Origin of the sequence: Bacillus sp. FSL K6-2944 (assembly GCF_038005385.1) — a bacterium.
In the GTDB taxonomy this organism is placed as follows: domain Bacteria; phylum Bacillota; class Bacilli; order Bacillales; family Bacillaceae_G; genus Bacillus_A; species Bacillus_A cereus.
In genome coordinates this window covers 282,394-297,364 of record NZ_JBBOTE010000004.1, presented here as the reverse complement: position 1 = coordinate 297,364, position 14,971 = coordinate 282,394, and the positions used below count along the sequence as shown (strand labels likewise).

The following is a 14,971-nucleotide window of genomic DNA, read 5'->3' as shown; positions in this document are numbered from 1 at the left end:
TGTAGTGTAAGAATGTTCTCATCTATACTTGAAAAAAGCATATATATATAAAGGGGAAAAAGTGAGATAGATGGGAGGAATTATCGTGACTAAAAAATTACATTTGGGTTGTGGACGAACTATTTTGAAAGGGTGGATTAATTTAGATATGATGCCTATGGAAGGAGTAGATGTAATAGCAGATTTAAATCAATGTAAAGTGGAGCCTTTACCGTTCGAAGATAATAGTGTAGACGAATTTTTTGCTTCGCATGTATTAGAACATATTCATAATTTGTTAGACTTAATGGAGGAATTGCATCGTATTGCGAAAGCAAATGCAACGATGATCTGCCATGTTCCTTATGGATCTAGTGATGATGCATTTGAAGATCCTACACATATCCGGCAATTTTTCTTAAACTCTTTTTCTTATTGTTCACAACCTAGTTATTGGCGAGCGGATTATGGTTATAAAGGAGACTGGTCGATTGAAAAAATAACTCTAATTGTAGATGGTGAAACTTATAAAAATAAATATGCTAAAGAAATTTTGGATGATGTCTACAAATATAGAAATGTCGTGATAGAAATGATTGTAAAGTTAAAGGCCATTAAACCTATAAGAGAAGCAAATCAAAAATTATTAAACAACGCTCCTATTGAAATTCAATTAACTGCACTCAATTCACAAAAAGCATAACTACAGATATACAACAGATAGGTAAAGAAGGGTATCCTCTCCATCAATTGAAAGAGCATTATGCTCTTTCAATTGATGTTTGCAAATTTTGTTTTAGTCACTATTAATGAAATTGGCTACATTTATCTATTATAAATTATATTTTAGAAATTCTAGATTCTCTAAATAATGAATATTTCTTTTTTAAAACTATCAAATAATATATATTTCCCGCCATTAATGTGCTCTAAATTAAAAACCCCATCCTTATAGCTTATTAACTCGATGTAAGTGTCTTTATAAAAAATTTCAAATATTATTAAATCTTGGTATTCTCTCCATGAAATCATTTCTCCATATACCATTGCATATCACTGTAGATGACTATAGATAATGCTTTTTAACAATTTTTTATCTGTTGATAAAGATATATCTATATTGTGTGTAAAGGGTGAATTCCAATCTGGAGCTGTAGTCTTTATTATTAAAGCCTCGTATTTATATTGCTTATATTTTAATGTCATTATACAAACCTCCTCGTATATTAATATTTAAGCCCTATTACAGGCTTAGATTTTCTTCTTAATAAGAGCCCTATAAATAAAAATACTTGGACGTCTCAAGATATTTCTAGATAATGATTGTAGGATCATTTGGGACAATTCTTTCACCTCCTGTGGATTTACCACATTTGAAGAGTGTTTCTCAGTGAACGTGCGGGACTCCCTACTCGCAGGCTGAGCAGCCTGCCCCTCGAACCTAGATGATAGTAGCTCTAGGGCGGCTTTCGATTCAGGACTAGCTCTCATACACGAGGTTGTTGGTCGGCGTACACACTAGAGATATCTCGAGACGTCCAAGAAATGATTCTAATATAGAAGGGAGGTCTCTTACATGAGATTATTTGTTGGTTTAGATGTAAGTTCGTTTGATATGAAAGTTTGCTTTTTAAATGGTGATGGAGAAAAACTGGATTCTTTTTCGGTCAGTAATGACCTACCAGGAGCTACTACACTCAAAGAAAAATTATTACAGTGTGTTGCAGGGAAAGAGGTCGACATCCTTAAGATTGGCCTAGAATCCACCTCTGTTTACAGCTTTCATCCTTCTATGTTTCTTCACCATGATATAGATTTACAGCGTTTTGGAGCAAAAGTATTTCTCCTAAACCCAAAGCAAGTCGCAAATTTTAAGAAAAGCTATTCTGACATGAATAAAACCGATGAGATTGATGCCTATGTCATTGCTGATTACTTACGATTTGGCCGCAATCAAATGTCTATCGTAAAAGAAAGCCAGTACGTGGCACTGCAGCAATTAACTCGATCACGATACCAACTTGTCAAAATGTTAACGAAAGAAAAACAACACTTTCTTCAACACCTAAGTTTTAAATGTAATACATTTTCACAAGAGGTGGATACTTCCGTATTTGGTAGCGCCATGACAGAACTATTTCTTGAAAAATTCAGCTTAGAGGAACTAGCTAATATGCCTTTAGAAGAACTCGCTGAGTTCCTACAGGAAAAAAGTCGAAACCGTTTTGGTGATCCAAAATGCGTAGCAGCATCCATTCAAAAAGCTGTGAAAGCTTCTTATCGCTTGGATAAGGTTGTAGAAGATTCAATAGATGTCATCTTAGGTACATCCATCGCAGTCATTCGTACGTTTCAACAGCAAATCAAGGAATTAGAAAAGTCTATTAAAAAAATCATGGCTGGTTTGACCCAAACACTTGAATCTATTCCTGGAGTAGGTCCTGTTTTCGCTGCCGGTATCATTGCTGAAATTGGCCAAATCGAAAGATTTGACGATGAAACAAAAATAGCCAAATACGCTGGATTATACTGGCGAAAGCACCAATCTGGTCGTTTTACAGCTGAAGATACTTCATTATCCCGTACAGGTAATCATTACTTGCGTTATTACTTAGTTGAAGCCGCCAATTCAGTAAGAAAGCATGTATCAGATTATCAAGAGTATTACGTGAAAAAATATAATGAAGTACCAAAACATCAACACAAACGTGCACTCGTTCTAACCGCAAGAAAATTTGTGCGATTGGTGGATGCGCTACTACGTAGCCACCAACTTTTTACGCCTGGAAGGTGTGTGAAAGAATGACATAAATTTTTGTCATCGCTACCTTTCATTATTTTCCAGTAAATTACATTCGTTACTGGTTTAGTTTCGTGATGCCTTTTTTAAACAAATTGACCTTTGGCAACTTTAAACTTTGTTATTTCTCAGTTGACATACTACCGCAGGTCTATATATGTATACTATGTTTAAACTAAAAAAATTGTGAGACAGTCCGTATGTTTTTAATAACTACATACAACATAAGTATATTATTCTTAATAATATGGACGGGTGGATGGTTCTTTTAGAGATATAGGGAGCACACATAGATGCTTTGGATTTGAAGCAGTCTATTTGTTGTTGTTTTCTGCTTTGAAACATGGTATTTTTGCTCATATTTAAACTAAATAAAAAGTAAATTAGCAATGTGAGTTTGCTCAACAATTTTGGTTTTGACAATAGCAAAAAGATTTGAATTAAAAATAATACTGCTTGTGTAGTAAGCGGTATATTTCACCTCCTGGACTAGGGAGTGTACTAGTTACTGCATAAAGTCTGTCACTTGTCTTCTGTTAACAAATAATTAAGGGTGGGGAGAATACATCATTTGAAATTTTGCTCATTCTGTTTTTGGAAATATAGTTTACTTTCGAAAATTTTAGAACAGAAGGTCGATACACCTCGGTAATGTCCTTTTTAAAAGGTTATTATTATAGCTTTGATATATTTTATACTCTAGTATACTGAACTTAGTGAGTTACTCGTAACTTACAGAATTTATGATGCGTGAAAGCCCACGCAAGACGTTAGTCCGTCTTTAGAGGTGGGATGAAAGCATCGTTTTTGCATAGCAAACCATGGTATACTTTATGTATAGTCATGCAAAAGACGTAAAAACATTTGAGAACGAACAATCTGTACGGTATGGTCACAGTACCGTAGCCCACGAACCTATATGGTCTGTTGTGGGAGTGGTCCTGATCATGGAACGGCATACGTTGAATCGACAGATATAGGAGATACTGTTTATTTCCAGCCATTTGATAATACAACCAATGGAGGATTGCTAGGCGCAAGGATTAAGTCACTTGCACTCATTGATGGGAAAAAATATCCGACAATAGGGTATTTTATTCAAAAACAAGCGAATGGACAAATCAGAGATGGCTATTATAATCCAGCAGATTTATCTTTGATTGCAGATTCAAATCATTTAGCAGATTACGGCTATACACCGTCCGTAATTGATGCGATTCAAAAAGATTTAAATCAAACATACAGCGTGATATGGGATGGAACAAGCAAACTAAAACGAGAAACAAATTATCAACTGCTTCCAGATGCTTCGGGTCTACAGAATGATGCAGCTGCATTCGGCTATAATCAAACGCTAACCTCGGGTGTATCAACGACAAATATGTTTGGAATAGCAACAACAGTCGGATGGAAAATAGGTTTGAGCGCGGGTATTCCAGGTGTTGTAAATGTTACTTCAGAGATTAGTGGAAGCTTAACAGCTAGTTTTCAGCATACTGTAAACGTTACAAAACAAACTAGTTCACAAGTTAAATTTGACATATCAAGAGTAGATAACCCTGACTATAAGTATAATGACTATGCGGCGGCTGTATACAAAATACAGTCAGACTATACATTGTTACCTGGTAAAGGATTATCCTCTATTATAGGATCAAAAGATCCGGATTTGAACCCAGATGGTATGACTCCACGTTTAGCTGCATTAGCAAATACAAATTACGCATATGAAGGTTCAAAATATTACTTCACAGTAACACCTGGATCACACAAGAAAAGTGTTTAATTAAAAAGCCTCCGTAAGGAGGCTTTTTAACCAGGCTGTGGAGAAAGTCTTCTCCACAGCCTGGTTTTGTGTCTGAACCTCTTTTTATGTGTCAACACTGATAAAAAAGAGGAAAAGGAGAGAGTTTTTATGATGGGTGCTTTAAAAAATCATCGTGATGAACGTGTATCTGTTTCTGTAGAAGAGTTGGTTCCACAAGATCATTTCCTTCGTGCGATTGAAGCGACAATTAGTTTTGATTTTATTGAAGAGAAATTACGCCCTTATTACTGTGAAAACAATGGACGTCCGTCAATCCACCCTATCGTTTTATTTAAAATGATGTTTATTGGATATTTTTACGGTATTCGTTCGGAGCGTCAATTGGAAAAAGAGATTAAAACGAAGATCGCCTACCGTTGGTTTTTAGGATTTTCTCTATCAGATACTATTCCAGATCATTCTACAATCAGTTGGAATCGCCGTACCCGCTTTATTCATACAAATATTTTCGAAGAAATTTTTGATGAGATCGTGAGGCAAGCGACAGAGCACCGGATGGTGGGAGGACGTGCGCTAATGACAGATTCTACGCACATTAAGGCCAATGCCAATAAAAATAAATTTGTACATAAATATAAAAAAGAAAAAGCAAAGTTTTATATAGATGAGCTAGAAGCTGCGGTAATCGAAGATCGTAAGGTACATGGAAAAAAGAATTAAAACCTAGAGAGGAAAGTGATACCCCTACCAAAAAAACTCGTATAAGTACAACGGATCCAGATAGTGGATTTTTAATGAGAGATGGAAAACCGAACGGTTTTCATTTCTTAGACCATCGTACGACTGATGCGAAGTACAATATTATTACAGATACCTATGTAACGGCTGGAAATATGGCAGATTCCGAGCCATATTTAGCACGCCTCCAAGCTCAAATTGATAAATTCGGGTTCAAAGTAGAAGCTGTAGCTCTTGATGCAGGCTATTTTACGAGCTATATCTGTAAGAAATTATCGGAGAGAAATATATTTATGGTGATGGGGTATCGCCGATTTGGAAAAAGAAATAAAGAAGTACCAAAAAGCCAATTTAAATATGTAGAAGAAATGAATGCATTCGCTTGTCCGATGGGGTGTATTTTAGAGTATGCGACAACGGATCGTGAAGGATATCGTCAATATAAATCGAAGCCAGAAGACTGCGCTGTTTGTCCGCTACGTGAGGTATGTTTTTCAAAGAAATAAAAACAAAAAGTTATCACTCATCATATATGGGAGAAATATAAGGATATCGCTAGAAAAAACAAACTAACAGTTACAGGGAAAAAGTTGTACAAAGTACGCTGTTCAACTATAGAGCGAAGCTTTGCAGACGCCAAAGAACTACATGGCTATCGATATGCTCGATTTCGAGGGCTGAAGTCTGTCCAAATGCAGGCTTATCTCACCGCAGCTTGTCAAAACATGAAAAAAATAGCCCTCCATCTGACCAAAAAAGGTCTGGTGGAGGGCTATTTTTTGAAACTCTATTATTTTATGTTGTTTTTATTCGCTAAAATCAAAATGATTACAGAGTGTTGGGAACCCCTAAAGGGTTTCCCAACACTCTGATTAAAAAGCCTCCGTAAGGAGGCTTTTTAACAGGGTTCTTGCTATCAACTACAAAGTAGCAACATTCACAAGGGTGTTTTAGGTGGCGCACAATCGAAAAAAGAAAATTATACATTAAGGAATAATATTATTATTATTATATGAAAGAGATGTTTATTTTCTATTTGGGTCAGTGTATCGACCCTAGTCTATCAAATTTTTTTTATGTGAAAAATGTTTGTTTTTCGAGAGTTAGTTAAACCCTAGTTATATAGGTTTACTTAAAAAATACGATAAACCCTGCTTTGGTTTTTTTCTAAAGAGTGGGTTATGCTAATCAATTCGTTCAAGGGTATAATTTTTTTATAAAATAGTGAGAGAACATGAGAGAAATAACGAATAGATGTGGCTGCTCTCTGTACAAAAGAAAACGAAGTCTGTCGTAGGACTTCGTTTTCTTAACATACCAGAAATCACACTAATTCATAATGAGTTTTTACATTTTTTCTGTAATTATATTGATTTACGCACGATTTTTCAAACTTGTAACGTTGTTAACTGTACCTGCAGTACCTTCAACATTTTCAATTGTTTGAGGTATAAACTCTTTTACAGATTGTAGATGGTTTTGAACAAAGCATTTAATCCCTATCGAAAGCGTTTCTACATCTTCAACAGATAGATTATATTGTTCTTTTACAGAGCTGTTATGATTGGTAGGAAAATGATCAATTGGAACTTCAAAAATCATAATTATTTTTTCACTCCTATGTAGTGTAGGGTTTTTTATGAAATTACCTGTGTATAAAAAAGTATTTTTGAATTAAGATAATAAATCAATCAAAGTATCTAATCCAGCAGCGATAGCAGGTGGGGATGCGAGTAACCCGCCTGCTAGAAGTAATGCAAGTATAGGACCCATATAAATCAACTCCTTAAATATATTTAAACAACTTTATAAATTTATAATGCATTAAAATGTTGTTCAAGAGATACTTTGTCCTGTAATAGGACAAAGTAAGATTATTGATACGTTTTTAGAAAGTACTTTTTTCTATAAGATGGGGATGACACATGACTATACTTCACATAATATATAGATTAGAAATAAAATGTTTTTGTGTGTATAAAAAGTACAAAATGGAGTTTATGTAGTGATAGAATGAGAACGCAATGGTCTAATCGTGTTATCAAAAAATCACGTTTTTGATGAGGTTAAAAACTATGTGAAATAAATTTTTAAAAAATACTATCAGAATATAAGTAACAATAACAATCATTAAGGATTTTTAGTGTTAACGATTGCATATAACGGTTTAAAATATGTCTGTAAGACCAATCTGTAAAAAGATTATATTTTATATATTGAACAATGTATGTATCGTCAACGTTATCACATCCCACAAGTTAATTTGTAAATGGTTTTCAGTTTCATTGAACGAAAATAACTCTAGGTTCAGCCAGGAATTCATAATCTTCTTTAAAATATTAAAAGGGGATTTTTGTATCTAAAAAATTTAAAATGTACCATTTCGTCCTTATAAAAGGATAAAAGAAGATTGTATTTTGGGTATAAATTCTATAAGGTAAGCGCATACCATATAAAACATACATCGGGAGTGTGATACACAATGAAACCAATTTTAAAAACAAGTATAGCTCTAATGCTAGTCTCTCTTTCTCTCATGGGGTGTCAGTCGCCATCAACACAGCCGAAACAAACATCTTCACTAACAGAACAACAAGTCATGGCAGATGTTTGGTATCAAACGGCTGGAGAAGCCAAAGCGCTCTATCATCAAGGATATAATCTAGGAAAAATGAAATTAGACGCGGCGCTTGCCAAAGGTACCGAAAAAAAGCCTGCTATTGTTTTAGATTTAGATGAAACAGTCGTGGATAATAGTCCGTATCAAGCTATGACTGTGAAAGAGAAGAAAGGATTTCCCTATAAATGGGAAGAATGGATTCAACAAGCGACAGCAGAAGCTCTCCCTGGAGCTGTTTCTTTTTTACAATATGCAAATGAAAAAGGTGTATCAATCTATTACATTTCCAATCGCAAACAAAATCAGTTAGACGCCACTTTGCAAAATTTACAGAAATTGAATATCCCACAAGCTGATAAGGAGCATGTTTTATTGCAAGGAAATGAAGAAAAGGGGAAGGAAGAGAGAAGAAAAAAAGTTGCGATAGAACATGATATTGTTCTATTTTTTGGAGATAATTTATCTGATTTTACGGGATTTGATGAGAAATCGGTACAAGATAGAAATCAAGCGGTCGAAGAGATACATGAAGTATTTGGAGAAAAGTTTATTGTGTTCCCAAATCCGATGTATGGGGATTGGGAATCAGCTTTATATCAATATGATTTCAAAAAATCAGATGCTGAAAAAGACAAAATCCGTAAAGATGCATTGCGTATATTTGAAGGTGGAAAATAATGAAAGACTAAAGAATAATAAATGTTTGCTATGATATTCTATTGTCTGTCACTTATAAGGTTGAGCGAATGCGCTCAACCTTTTTTCAGTGTGTCAGGTATAGAAATTATTTAAGCGGTGAAACTCTACTGTGGAGGTATACATTGACCAACGACTAAGGGAGAGTAGAATAAAATTTTGGATTGACGAACAGAAATCTGATAGGAAGGCTTCTGAATAAGTTGAAATCCAAAAGATGTTTTTAATACGTATTTTTCTTTTCCATAGAGGCTCCTTACTTATATCAGCAGATACCTTGCTGTACAGAACATTGAGGTGGTACAGTAAAACTGGAACACAGTATAGAGATAAATTATTCTATATAAGAGGTGTTTCAGATGAAAAAACAGTATGATGAAATGTTTAAAAAACAATGTGTAGAATTGGTGGTTAAAGAAGGGTGTACAATTTCGAGTATTCAAAGAGAATTTGACCTAGGAAACGGGACCTTAAATGCATGGATAAAGAAATATTCTTCCCCATTTTTGGATAATGAGAAATCTGATATGGAAGAACTACGTTCTTTGCGGAGAGAAATCCAGGCTTTAAAAAAGGCGGCAACTTTCCTTGCCAGCAACCAAAACTAACACGCTTTCAATTTATCAGGCAATATCATCACATATTTGGAGTGCGCTGGCTTTGCCATTGATTACAAGTTTCTGTTAGTGGTTTTTACGATTATACTCATCGTAAGCCCACTGAAAATCAGAAAAAACGTAATGGTGAGCTTATTTCAAGTGAGACAAGCTTTATGTGAAGCTGGATTAAAGTGAAAAATTGTCACCTATTATAAGAAAAGAAAGCACGAACATCATACATTTCCAAATGTACTAGAGCAATCCTTTAAACCTGGCAAGAAAGACGTTCCGACTGTTGTATGTGATATCACAGAATTTCGTTTAATGAATGGAATGAAAGTCAAAAAAGAATCCTATTTCATAGTGATCAAGGATCTCAGTTTGCCAGTTATAAGGTTACTGATTTTTGTAATCAACAAAAAATTCAGCAAAGTATGTCCCGCAAGGGAAACTGTTGGGATAACGCTGTGATGGAATCTTTTTTTAGCATCTTTAAACGCGAATGCTTATATGGAGAAAATCTAATTTCTCTTGCTCAAGTAAATCAGTTAGTCGCTGAATTTATTTATATGTACTATCATTCTGTTCGCCCTCATTCATTATTAAATGGCTTGACTCCGTATCAATATTCAAAATCAATTGCGTAATCTAATTGATGTTCCAGTTTTTCTTGACCAGGTCACATAAATACAAATTAAGATATAGTATTCCGTTGCTATAAACTTATAAAAATCTATAAATCATGTTTATTTCTCTGTTCTAGGGGTAGAATCAGCATCTTCGAGTGGAACATACATTTTTGAATATTCAGAATAAATTATTTAATTACTGATGCTGGTTCTCCTTTTAAATAGGGATGTTTTTGCCCAAATCCCCGAAATGGAGGAATTACTCATTGTCAAAAAGTTCCGGTTTTCTGTACATGTCAAAAAGAAATCTCTATTGTATGTTAAGATACTTTGCACTAGAAGTGTTAATTTTTCATTATAAATTGACCAAATCTGCATTTTATCTTTATGTACAAGGATTAATATATATTTTATAAATAAAAATTTACATTTGAATAATTACAAGAAATTCTACATTACTAGTTATACGATCACTTGTAAATTAAATACTGAAAGGAAGATCGAAATGTTAAAAAAAGTATGTGTTTCTCTACTTATGGGAAGTGTTGCTTTGTCTTCTGCAGCCTGTGCAAATAATGGAGCTGAACAAAAATCAACTAAAGTAGCTCAAGATACTTCACATGAGAAAAAATCGACTACAGAAACCCAAGATACTTCGTATAAAACTATTTTTAAAAATAGTGTGTTTGTGGGAGATTCCATGACAGAAAGGCTCAAATCTGGTGATTTTTTAGAGGGTAATAATGTTGTTGCTGAAAATGGATCCGATACAATAAAAGCTTTAGATCTAGTTAATGAGATAGCAACAAGAAAACCTGAACATATTTTTATCTCTTTGGGAGGTAATGATTTAAAACGTTTCGCAGAAAAAGAAAATAAACCTGCTGAAGGGCCAGTCGAATTTGTAACATCAAGTTATGCTAACTTATTAAAAAAACTAAAAGAAAAACTTCCAAATTCAAAAATACACGTTTTATCTGTTACCCCAGTCTCCGAACAGGCTTTGAAGATAGGTCCCGAATATAAAGAGATAGGTAATTTAAATGCGGCATTTAAAGATTTAGCAACTACTGAAAAAGTAGATTTCGTTGATTTATCTCCAATATTTGAAAAACATAAAGTCCCATATGTGGACGAAGAAAGAGAGGGTGTACATTTTAAAGATGATTATTACCCGCTTCTTCTTGAATATTTGAAAGACAAAGCTAAATAGGGTTTTGGAGTGATATCAACGCAAATATAGCCGATAAGTTTGTTAAAATGATTAACCGATTCCCTATGCGTTAAGGGATTGGTTTTTTTAAAAAATTATGTCTAAATGTACAATTTTCTTTTTGGGGTCTTGTGACCCCTAATAGCGGATATGCCCATGTTGATGCAAATAATACAGGCTCAACCAAGAATGACGATCCATTTTTAAATGTAGGGCAACCAATTGATATAAGCGACGACAATTTACCATTCTGACAAGTACATTAATGTATGAGGAGTATTTTTATCATTTTAGCCAAGAAGACTCCTTCCTCAAGGAACGCGAAGTTAGTAGGTGGGAGATGAATTGGCTTCGGACAAGGGATGGCAGGAAGCCATCTTAATTGTTCGACATACATAAACTGTTACTTCACTATCTATCGAACGCATGTTTGTTTTATAATAGAAACATACCGAAATGGAGGTGAAATGAATGATGATTAATAAAGCATATAAATTTCGTATCTATCCAAATAAAGCACAAGCAACCCTAATCAATAAAACGATTGGCTGTTCTCGTTTTGTATTCAATCATTTCCTATCTCTATGGGATAATGCATACAAAGAAACAGGGAAAGGTTTGACATATGGTACATGCTCTGCCAAACTCCCTGCCATGAAGAAAGAGTTTGTTTGGCTAAAAGAAGTGGATAGTATCGCGATTCAGTCGTCTGTTCGCAACCTTGCGGATGCTTATACACGCCTTTTCAAAAAACAAAACAATGCCCCGCGTTTCAAATCTAAGAAGAACAACGTACAATCTTATACCACAAAACAAACAAATGAAAACATTGCCATTGTAGGAAACAAAATAAAATTGCCAAAACTAGGTCTTGTTCGATTTGCCAAAAGTCGTGAAGTAACAGGACGTATTTTAAATGCTACAGTTAGACGGAACCTTTCTGGCAGATACTTTGTGTCATTGTTAGTTGAAACAGAAGTGCAAGAACTTCCGAAAACAAACTCTTACATTGGAATGGATGTGGGACTAAAAGATTTCGCCATTTTGTCAGATGGAACAACCTATGAAAATCCGAAGTTTTTTCGATCATTAGAAGAGAAGTTGACAAAAGCACAGCGTGTTCTTTCTAGAAGAATGAAAGGATCTTCTCGCTGGAATAAACAACGAGTAAAAGTAGCTAGAATTCATGAATACATGACGAATGCTAGAAAAGATTACTTGGACAAAATCTCGACTGAAATCATCAAAAACCACGATGTTATCGGTATAGAGGATTTGCAAGTATCAAATATGTTAAAGAATCATAAGTTAGCAAAAGCAATTAGTGAGGTATCATGGTCTCAGTTTCGAACTATGTTGGAATACAAAGCAAAATGGTACGGCAAACAAGTCATTGTTGTATCGAAAACATTTGCTTCAAGCCAATTATGTTCTTGTTGTGGATATCAAAACAAAGACGTTAAAAATCTAAACCTACGTAAATGGGACTGCCCTTCTTGCCTTACAAACCATGATAGGGATATTAACGCAAGTATCAATCTAAAGAATGAAGCGATAAGGCTTCTAACCGCAAGGACTGTGGAGATAGCCTAATAAATTAGAGTTCGATAGAACTCTTTACTTAGGAATCCCCCTCTTCTAAACGGAGTGAAAGTGGGGGTAGTTCAAGAAAGATGAATAGAAATCACTTTCCTTTTTTTGTGGGATGTAAAAAATACTTTTATTATGGTAAGGGTGTTTTGGGTGTTTATGTTTTTAATTTGTAGTGACTTTCTATTAAAATAATATTATTAAATAAAATGAGAAAAAAGGTGGGAAGTTATGAAATCTACAGGAATGAAAAGAAAAGTAGATGAATTGGGTCGGGTTGTACTACCAATTGAATTAAGACGAACTTTAGGAATAGCAGAAAAAGACCCAATAGAGATTTTTGGTAACTAAGCGGAGTAGTTACAAAGATTGGAAAGTAAAATGGGGATTGAAAAAGGCATACTGATAGTGAAAATAGAGGAATTCAGCGTACATTTTGAAATCCCTGAAAAAACGACATCTCAGTTTCTTCTATATGAGATATTATGACTATAGCTAATGGTTTTATATAATAAACAACAAAAAAGCTTTGTGTACAGCGGAATCCTTTTTAAATAGAGTTGTGTATTTTGTAGCAATGAGTAGATAGACATGCATGTATAACAAGTGATTGAAAAAATAAAACATCGCTATACGGAAAGCCCTATTAATGAAGAATGTACGTGAAATTATCCACCATTTATAGATAATTTCACATACCATATTGTATATAAAAATAACTACCCAAACACAAACCAACAAGGGTTGCTTCTTCTCTCCATTCTCCGATACAAGAGAGTCTGTCTCACTTAACGAAAGAACTTATTATTTCTCAATTAATAAAATAGATACATATGGTATAATTATATTTGGGTGAAAATCCAACATAAAAGTAAAGTGGTTATTAAGTGAAAAAAGGCACTCGTTGGAGTGTCCTTTTATTTTATGTATAGAAAGTTCACAGATTTTAGAAGAACTGTTATACTTTAAATGCACAATATAGCAAAATCACAAAGGATGAAGAGACGGCTAGGCAGTGCTGTCTCTTTGTTTATATTGGTAAGTCGAATTATGATAGAATGAGTACAACTGTATAACGTGGGGTGGTTGGTTGCTGTCCTTTCTCTTATATATTAGAGAGAAAGGAGGTGACTCCTATGATGGAATATTTCCTGTCTTTGCTACAGGATTTGTTGAAAGTATTTTTAACAATCCTTGTTACTGGTTTTAGAAATAGACTGGTTAGCGATATGAGCAAAAAACGTAAAAGAACCTCCCTACGCCGTCGGAAGCTTAAGAGAGGTTCTAAAAAAAGAAAATAGTATTTAGTAACCAATCGTTTTGCGACTACAGTTACCAGGAGAGATGTTGTCGCATCTCTTCTTTTATGTGTTTTAGGAAATACTTATGCTTAAAATTGATACTTATATTATAGCATTTTCAAAATTGATTGCAAATCCCACTGCATGATGAGGCATCTTTGTTTTATAGGTGTAAACCTAGCATCTTCGAGTGAATCGGTAAGGTTGTGATTTCCAGATAATTCACAGGTGTTTTTCATATTTTTGGAGCTTGAAATTCAAGTTTTTGAGTTCTATGTCATTTTTTCAAGATGTTAATCCATTAAATTAGTATCATTTTTTTATGATTTAAGTTAATAAGTGACACAGAATGCTCATTCTGCGACGAAAATATATAAGGTGCTAATGGAATATTGAGAAAATTAAAAAATTACTTATTTGCTCGGAAATGCTGGTTCTACCCCTAATACATTGTGAATGGTTAGATAGGAGTTAAGCTGAAAACTTCTGATAATTTGTATCTTTTTAAATACAAGACATATATATGTACCTCCACTCCACTGTCCTACAATATAATTTCCTTCAACTATTAAATCATCAACAGAAAGTTTTTTAATAACCTCTAAATTGCGATCCTTCGTCCAGAATGCTTGAAACTATTTATTTGTTCTCTTGTTTCATAACAACACCCTTTCGATATAATATATTTGGGGCAATATGAATTATTTTAAAGGCTATTATAGTTGGAATATTAGTTTTTTAAAATGTTATTGGAATGTAAGAATAAGATTTCAAAACTAAAATTTTATTTGTGTAGAGTGTGAACAATGCATCTCCAGATTCGATCTTAACGAAAGAAAAGGATAGCAAGTGGATTTATTTGTCCAAAGGCGAAAATCTCATATGCAACCTAATAGGAATGTATTAAAGAAAATAGTAAATCTACGTAAATATAATTTCACGTACCTAATTATATTTACAAATAAACATCCAAAAACCATCAATAAGCATTTAGTCTGGCTCTTCTCATAAAAAAGGATAATGGTGTTAAAATGGTTG

At 34.0% G+C, this 14,971-nt stretch carries 9 protein-coding genes and 3 pseudogenes; 11 read left to right on the top strand and 1 reads right to left on the bottom strand.

Annotated elements, in window-relative coordinates; translation table 11 throughout:
• The first annotated feature begins 85 nt into the window (after positions 1-85).
• The 4 genes and pseudogenes from MHH55_RS31755 to MHH55_RS31740 all read left to right on the top strand — a co-directional run bounded on the left by MHH55_RS31755 (position 86) and on the right by MHH55_RS31740 (position 6,157).
• Positions 86-682 carry a class I SAM-dependent methyltransferase gene (locus MHH55_RS31755; protein ID WP_078188007.1) on the top strand — a complete coding sequence of 199 codons (597 nt, stop codon included), beginning with the start codon at positions 86-88 and terminating at the stop codon, positions 680-682.
• A gap of 873 nt (positions 683-1,555) precedes the next feature.
• A complete protein-coding gene (locus tag MHH55_RS31750; protein ID WP_340880302.1) occupies positions 1,556-2,785 on the top strand; it encodes an IS110 family transposase in 1,230 nt (409 codons plus the stop codon).
• A gap of 913 nt (positions 2,786-3,698) precedes the next feature.
• Positions 3,699-4,565, top strand: coding sequence for a hypothetical protein (locus MHH55_RS31745; protein WP_078188005.1), 867 nt, complete (start codon positions 3,699-3,701; stop codon positions 4,563-4,565).
• A 129-nt stretch (positions 4,566-4,694) separates the two neighbouring features.
• Positions 4,695-6,157 (top strand): annotated as a pseudogene (locus MHH55_RS31740) (IS1182 family transposase).
• Positions 6,158-6,659: 502 nt separating this feature from the next.
• Here the strand turns inward: MHH55_RS31740 and MHH55_RS31735 are convergent.
• On the bottom strand, positions 6,660-6,887 hold the full coding sequence (locus tag MHH55_RS31735; protein ID WP_078187969.1) for a hypothetical protein: 228 nt from the start codon (positions 6,885-6,887) through the stop codon (positions 6,660-6,662).
• A gap of 880 nt (positions 6,888-7,767) precedes the next feature.
• Between MHH55_RS31735 and MHH55_RS31730 the strand changes: the two genes are divergently transcribed.
• The 7 genes and pseudogenes from MHH55_RS31730 to MHH55_RS31700 all read left to right on the top strand — a co-directional run.
• Entirely contained in the window at positions 7,768-8,583 is an 816-nt protein-coding gene (locus MHH55_RS31730) for a 5'-nucleotidase, lipoprotein e(P4) family (RefSeq protein WP_078187968.1), read from the top strand.
• Between the two features lie 377 nt (positions 8,584-8,960).
• Positions 8,961-9,209, top strand: coding sequence for a transposase (locus tag MHH55_RS31725; RefSeq protein ID WP_078187967.1), 249 nt, complete (start codon positions 8,961-8,963; stop codon positions 9,207-9,209).
• Positions 9,210-9,514: 305 nt separating this feature from the next.
• The gene (locus MHH55_RS31720; RefSeq protein WP_139362552.1) at positions 9,515-9,847 is read left to right on the top strand and encodes an integrase core domain-containing protein; all 333 of its coding nucleotides are present in this window, start codon (positions 9,515-9,517) and stop codon (positions 9,845-9,847) included.
• A 487-nt stretch (positions 9,848-10,334) separates the two neighbouring features.
• Entirely contained in the window at positions 10,335-11,042 is a 708-nt protein-coding gene (locus MHH55_RS31715) for a GDSL-type esterase/lipase family protein (RefSeq protein WP_078187966.1), read from the top strand.
• A 170-nt stretch (positions 11,043-11,212) separates the two neighbouring features.
• Positions 11,213-11,296: pseudogene (locus MHH55_RS31710) on the top strand (single-stranded DNA-binding protein); the annotation flags it as partial.
• A gap of 217 nt (positions 11,297-11,513) precedes the next feature.
• Complete coding sequence (gene tnpB, locus MHH55_RS31705) at positions 11,514-12,635, top strand: IS200/IS605 family element RNA-guided endonuclease TnpB (RefSeq protein WP_340882145.1); 1,122 nt, start codon at positions 11,514-11,516, stop codon at positions 12,633-12,635.
• Positions 12,636-12,863: 228 nt separating this feature from the next.
• Positions 12,864-12,974 (top strand): annotated as a pseudogene (locus tag MHH55_RS31700) (AbrB/MazE/SpoVT family DNA-binding domain-containing protein); the annotation flags it as partial.
• Positions 12,975-14,971 lie beyond the last annotated feature (1,997 nt).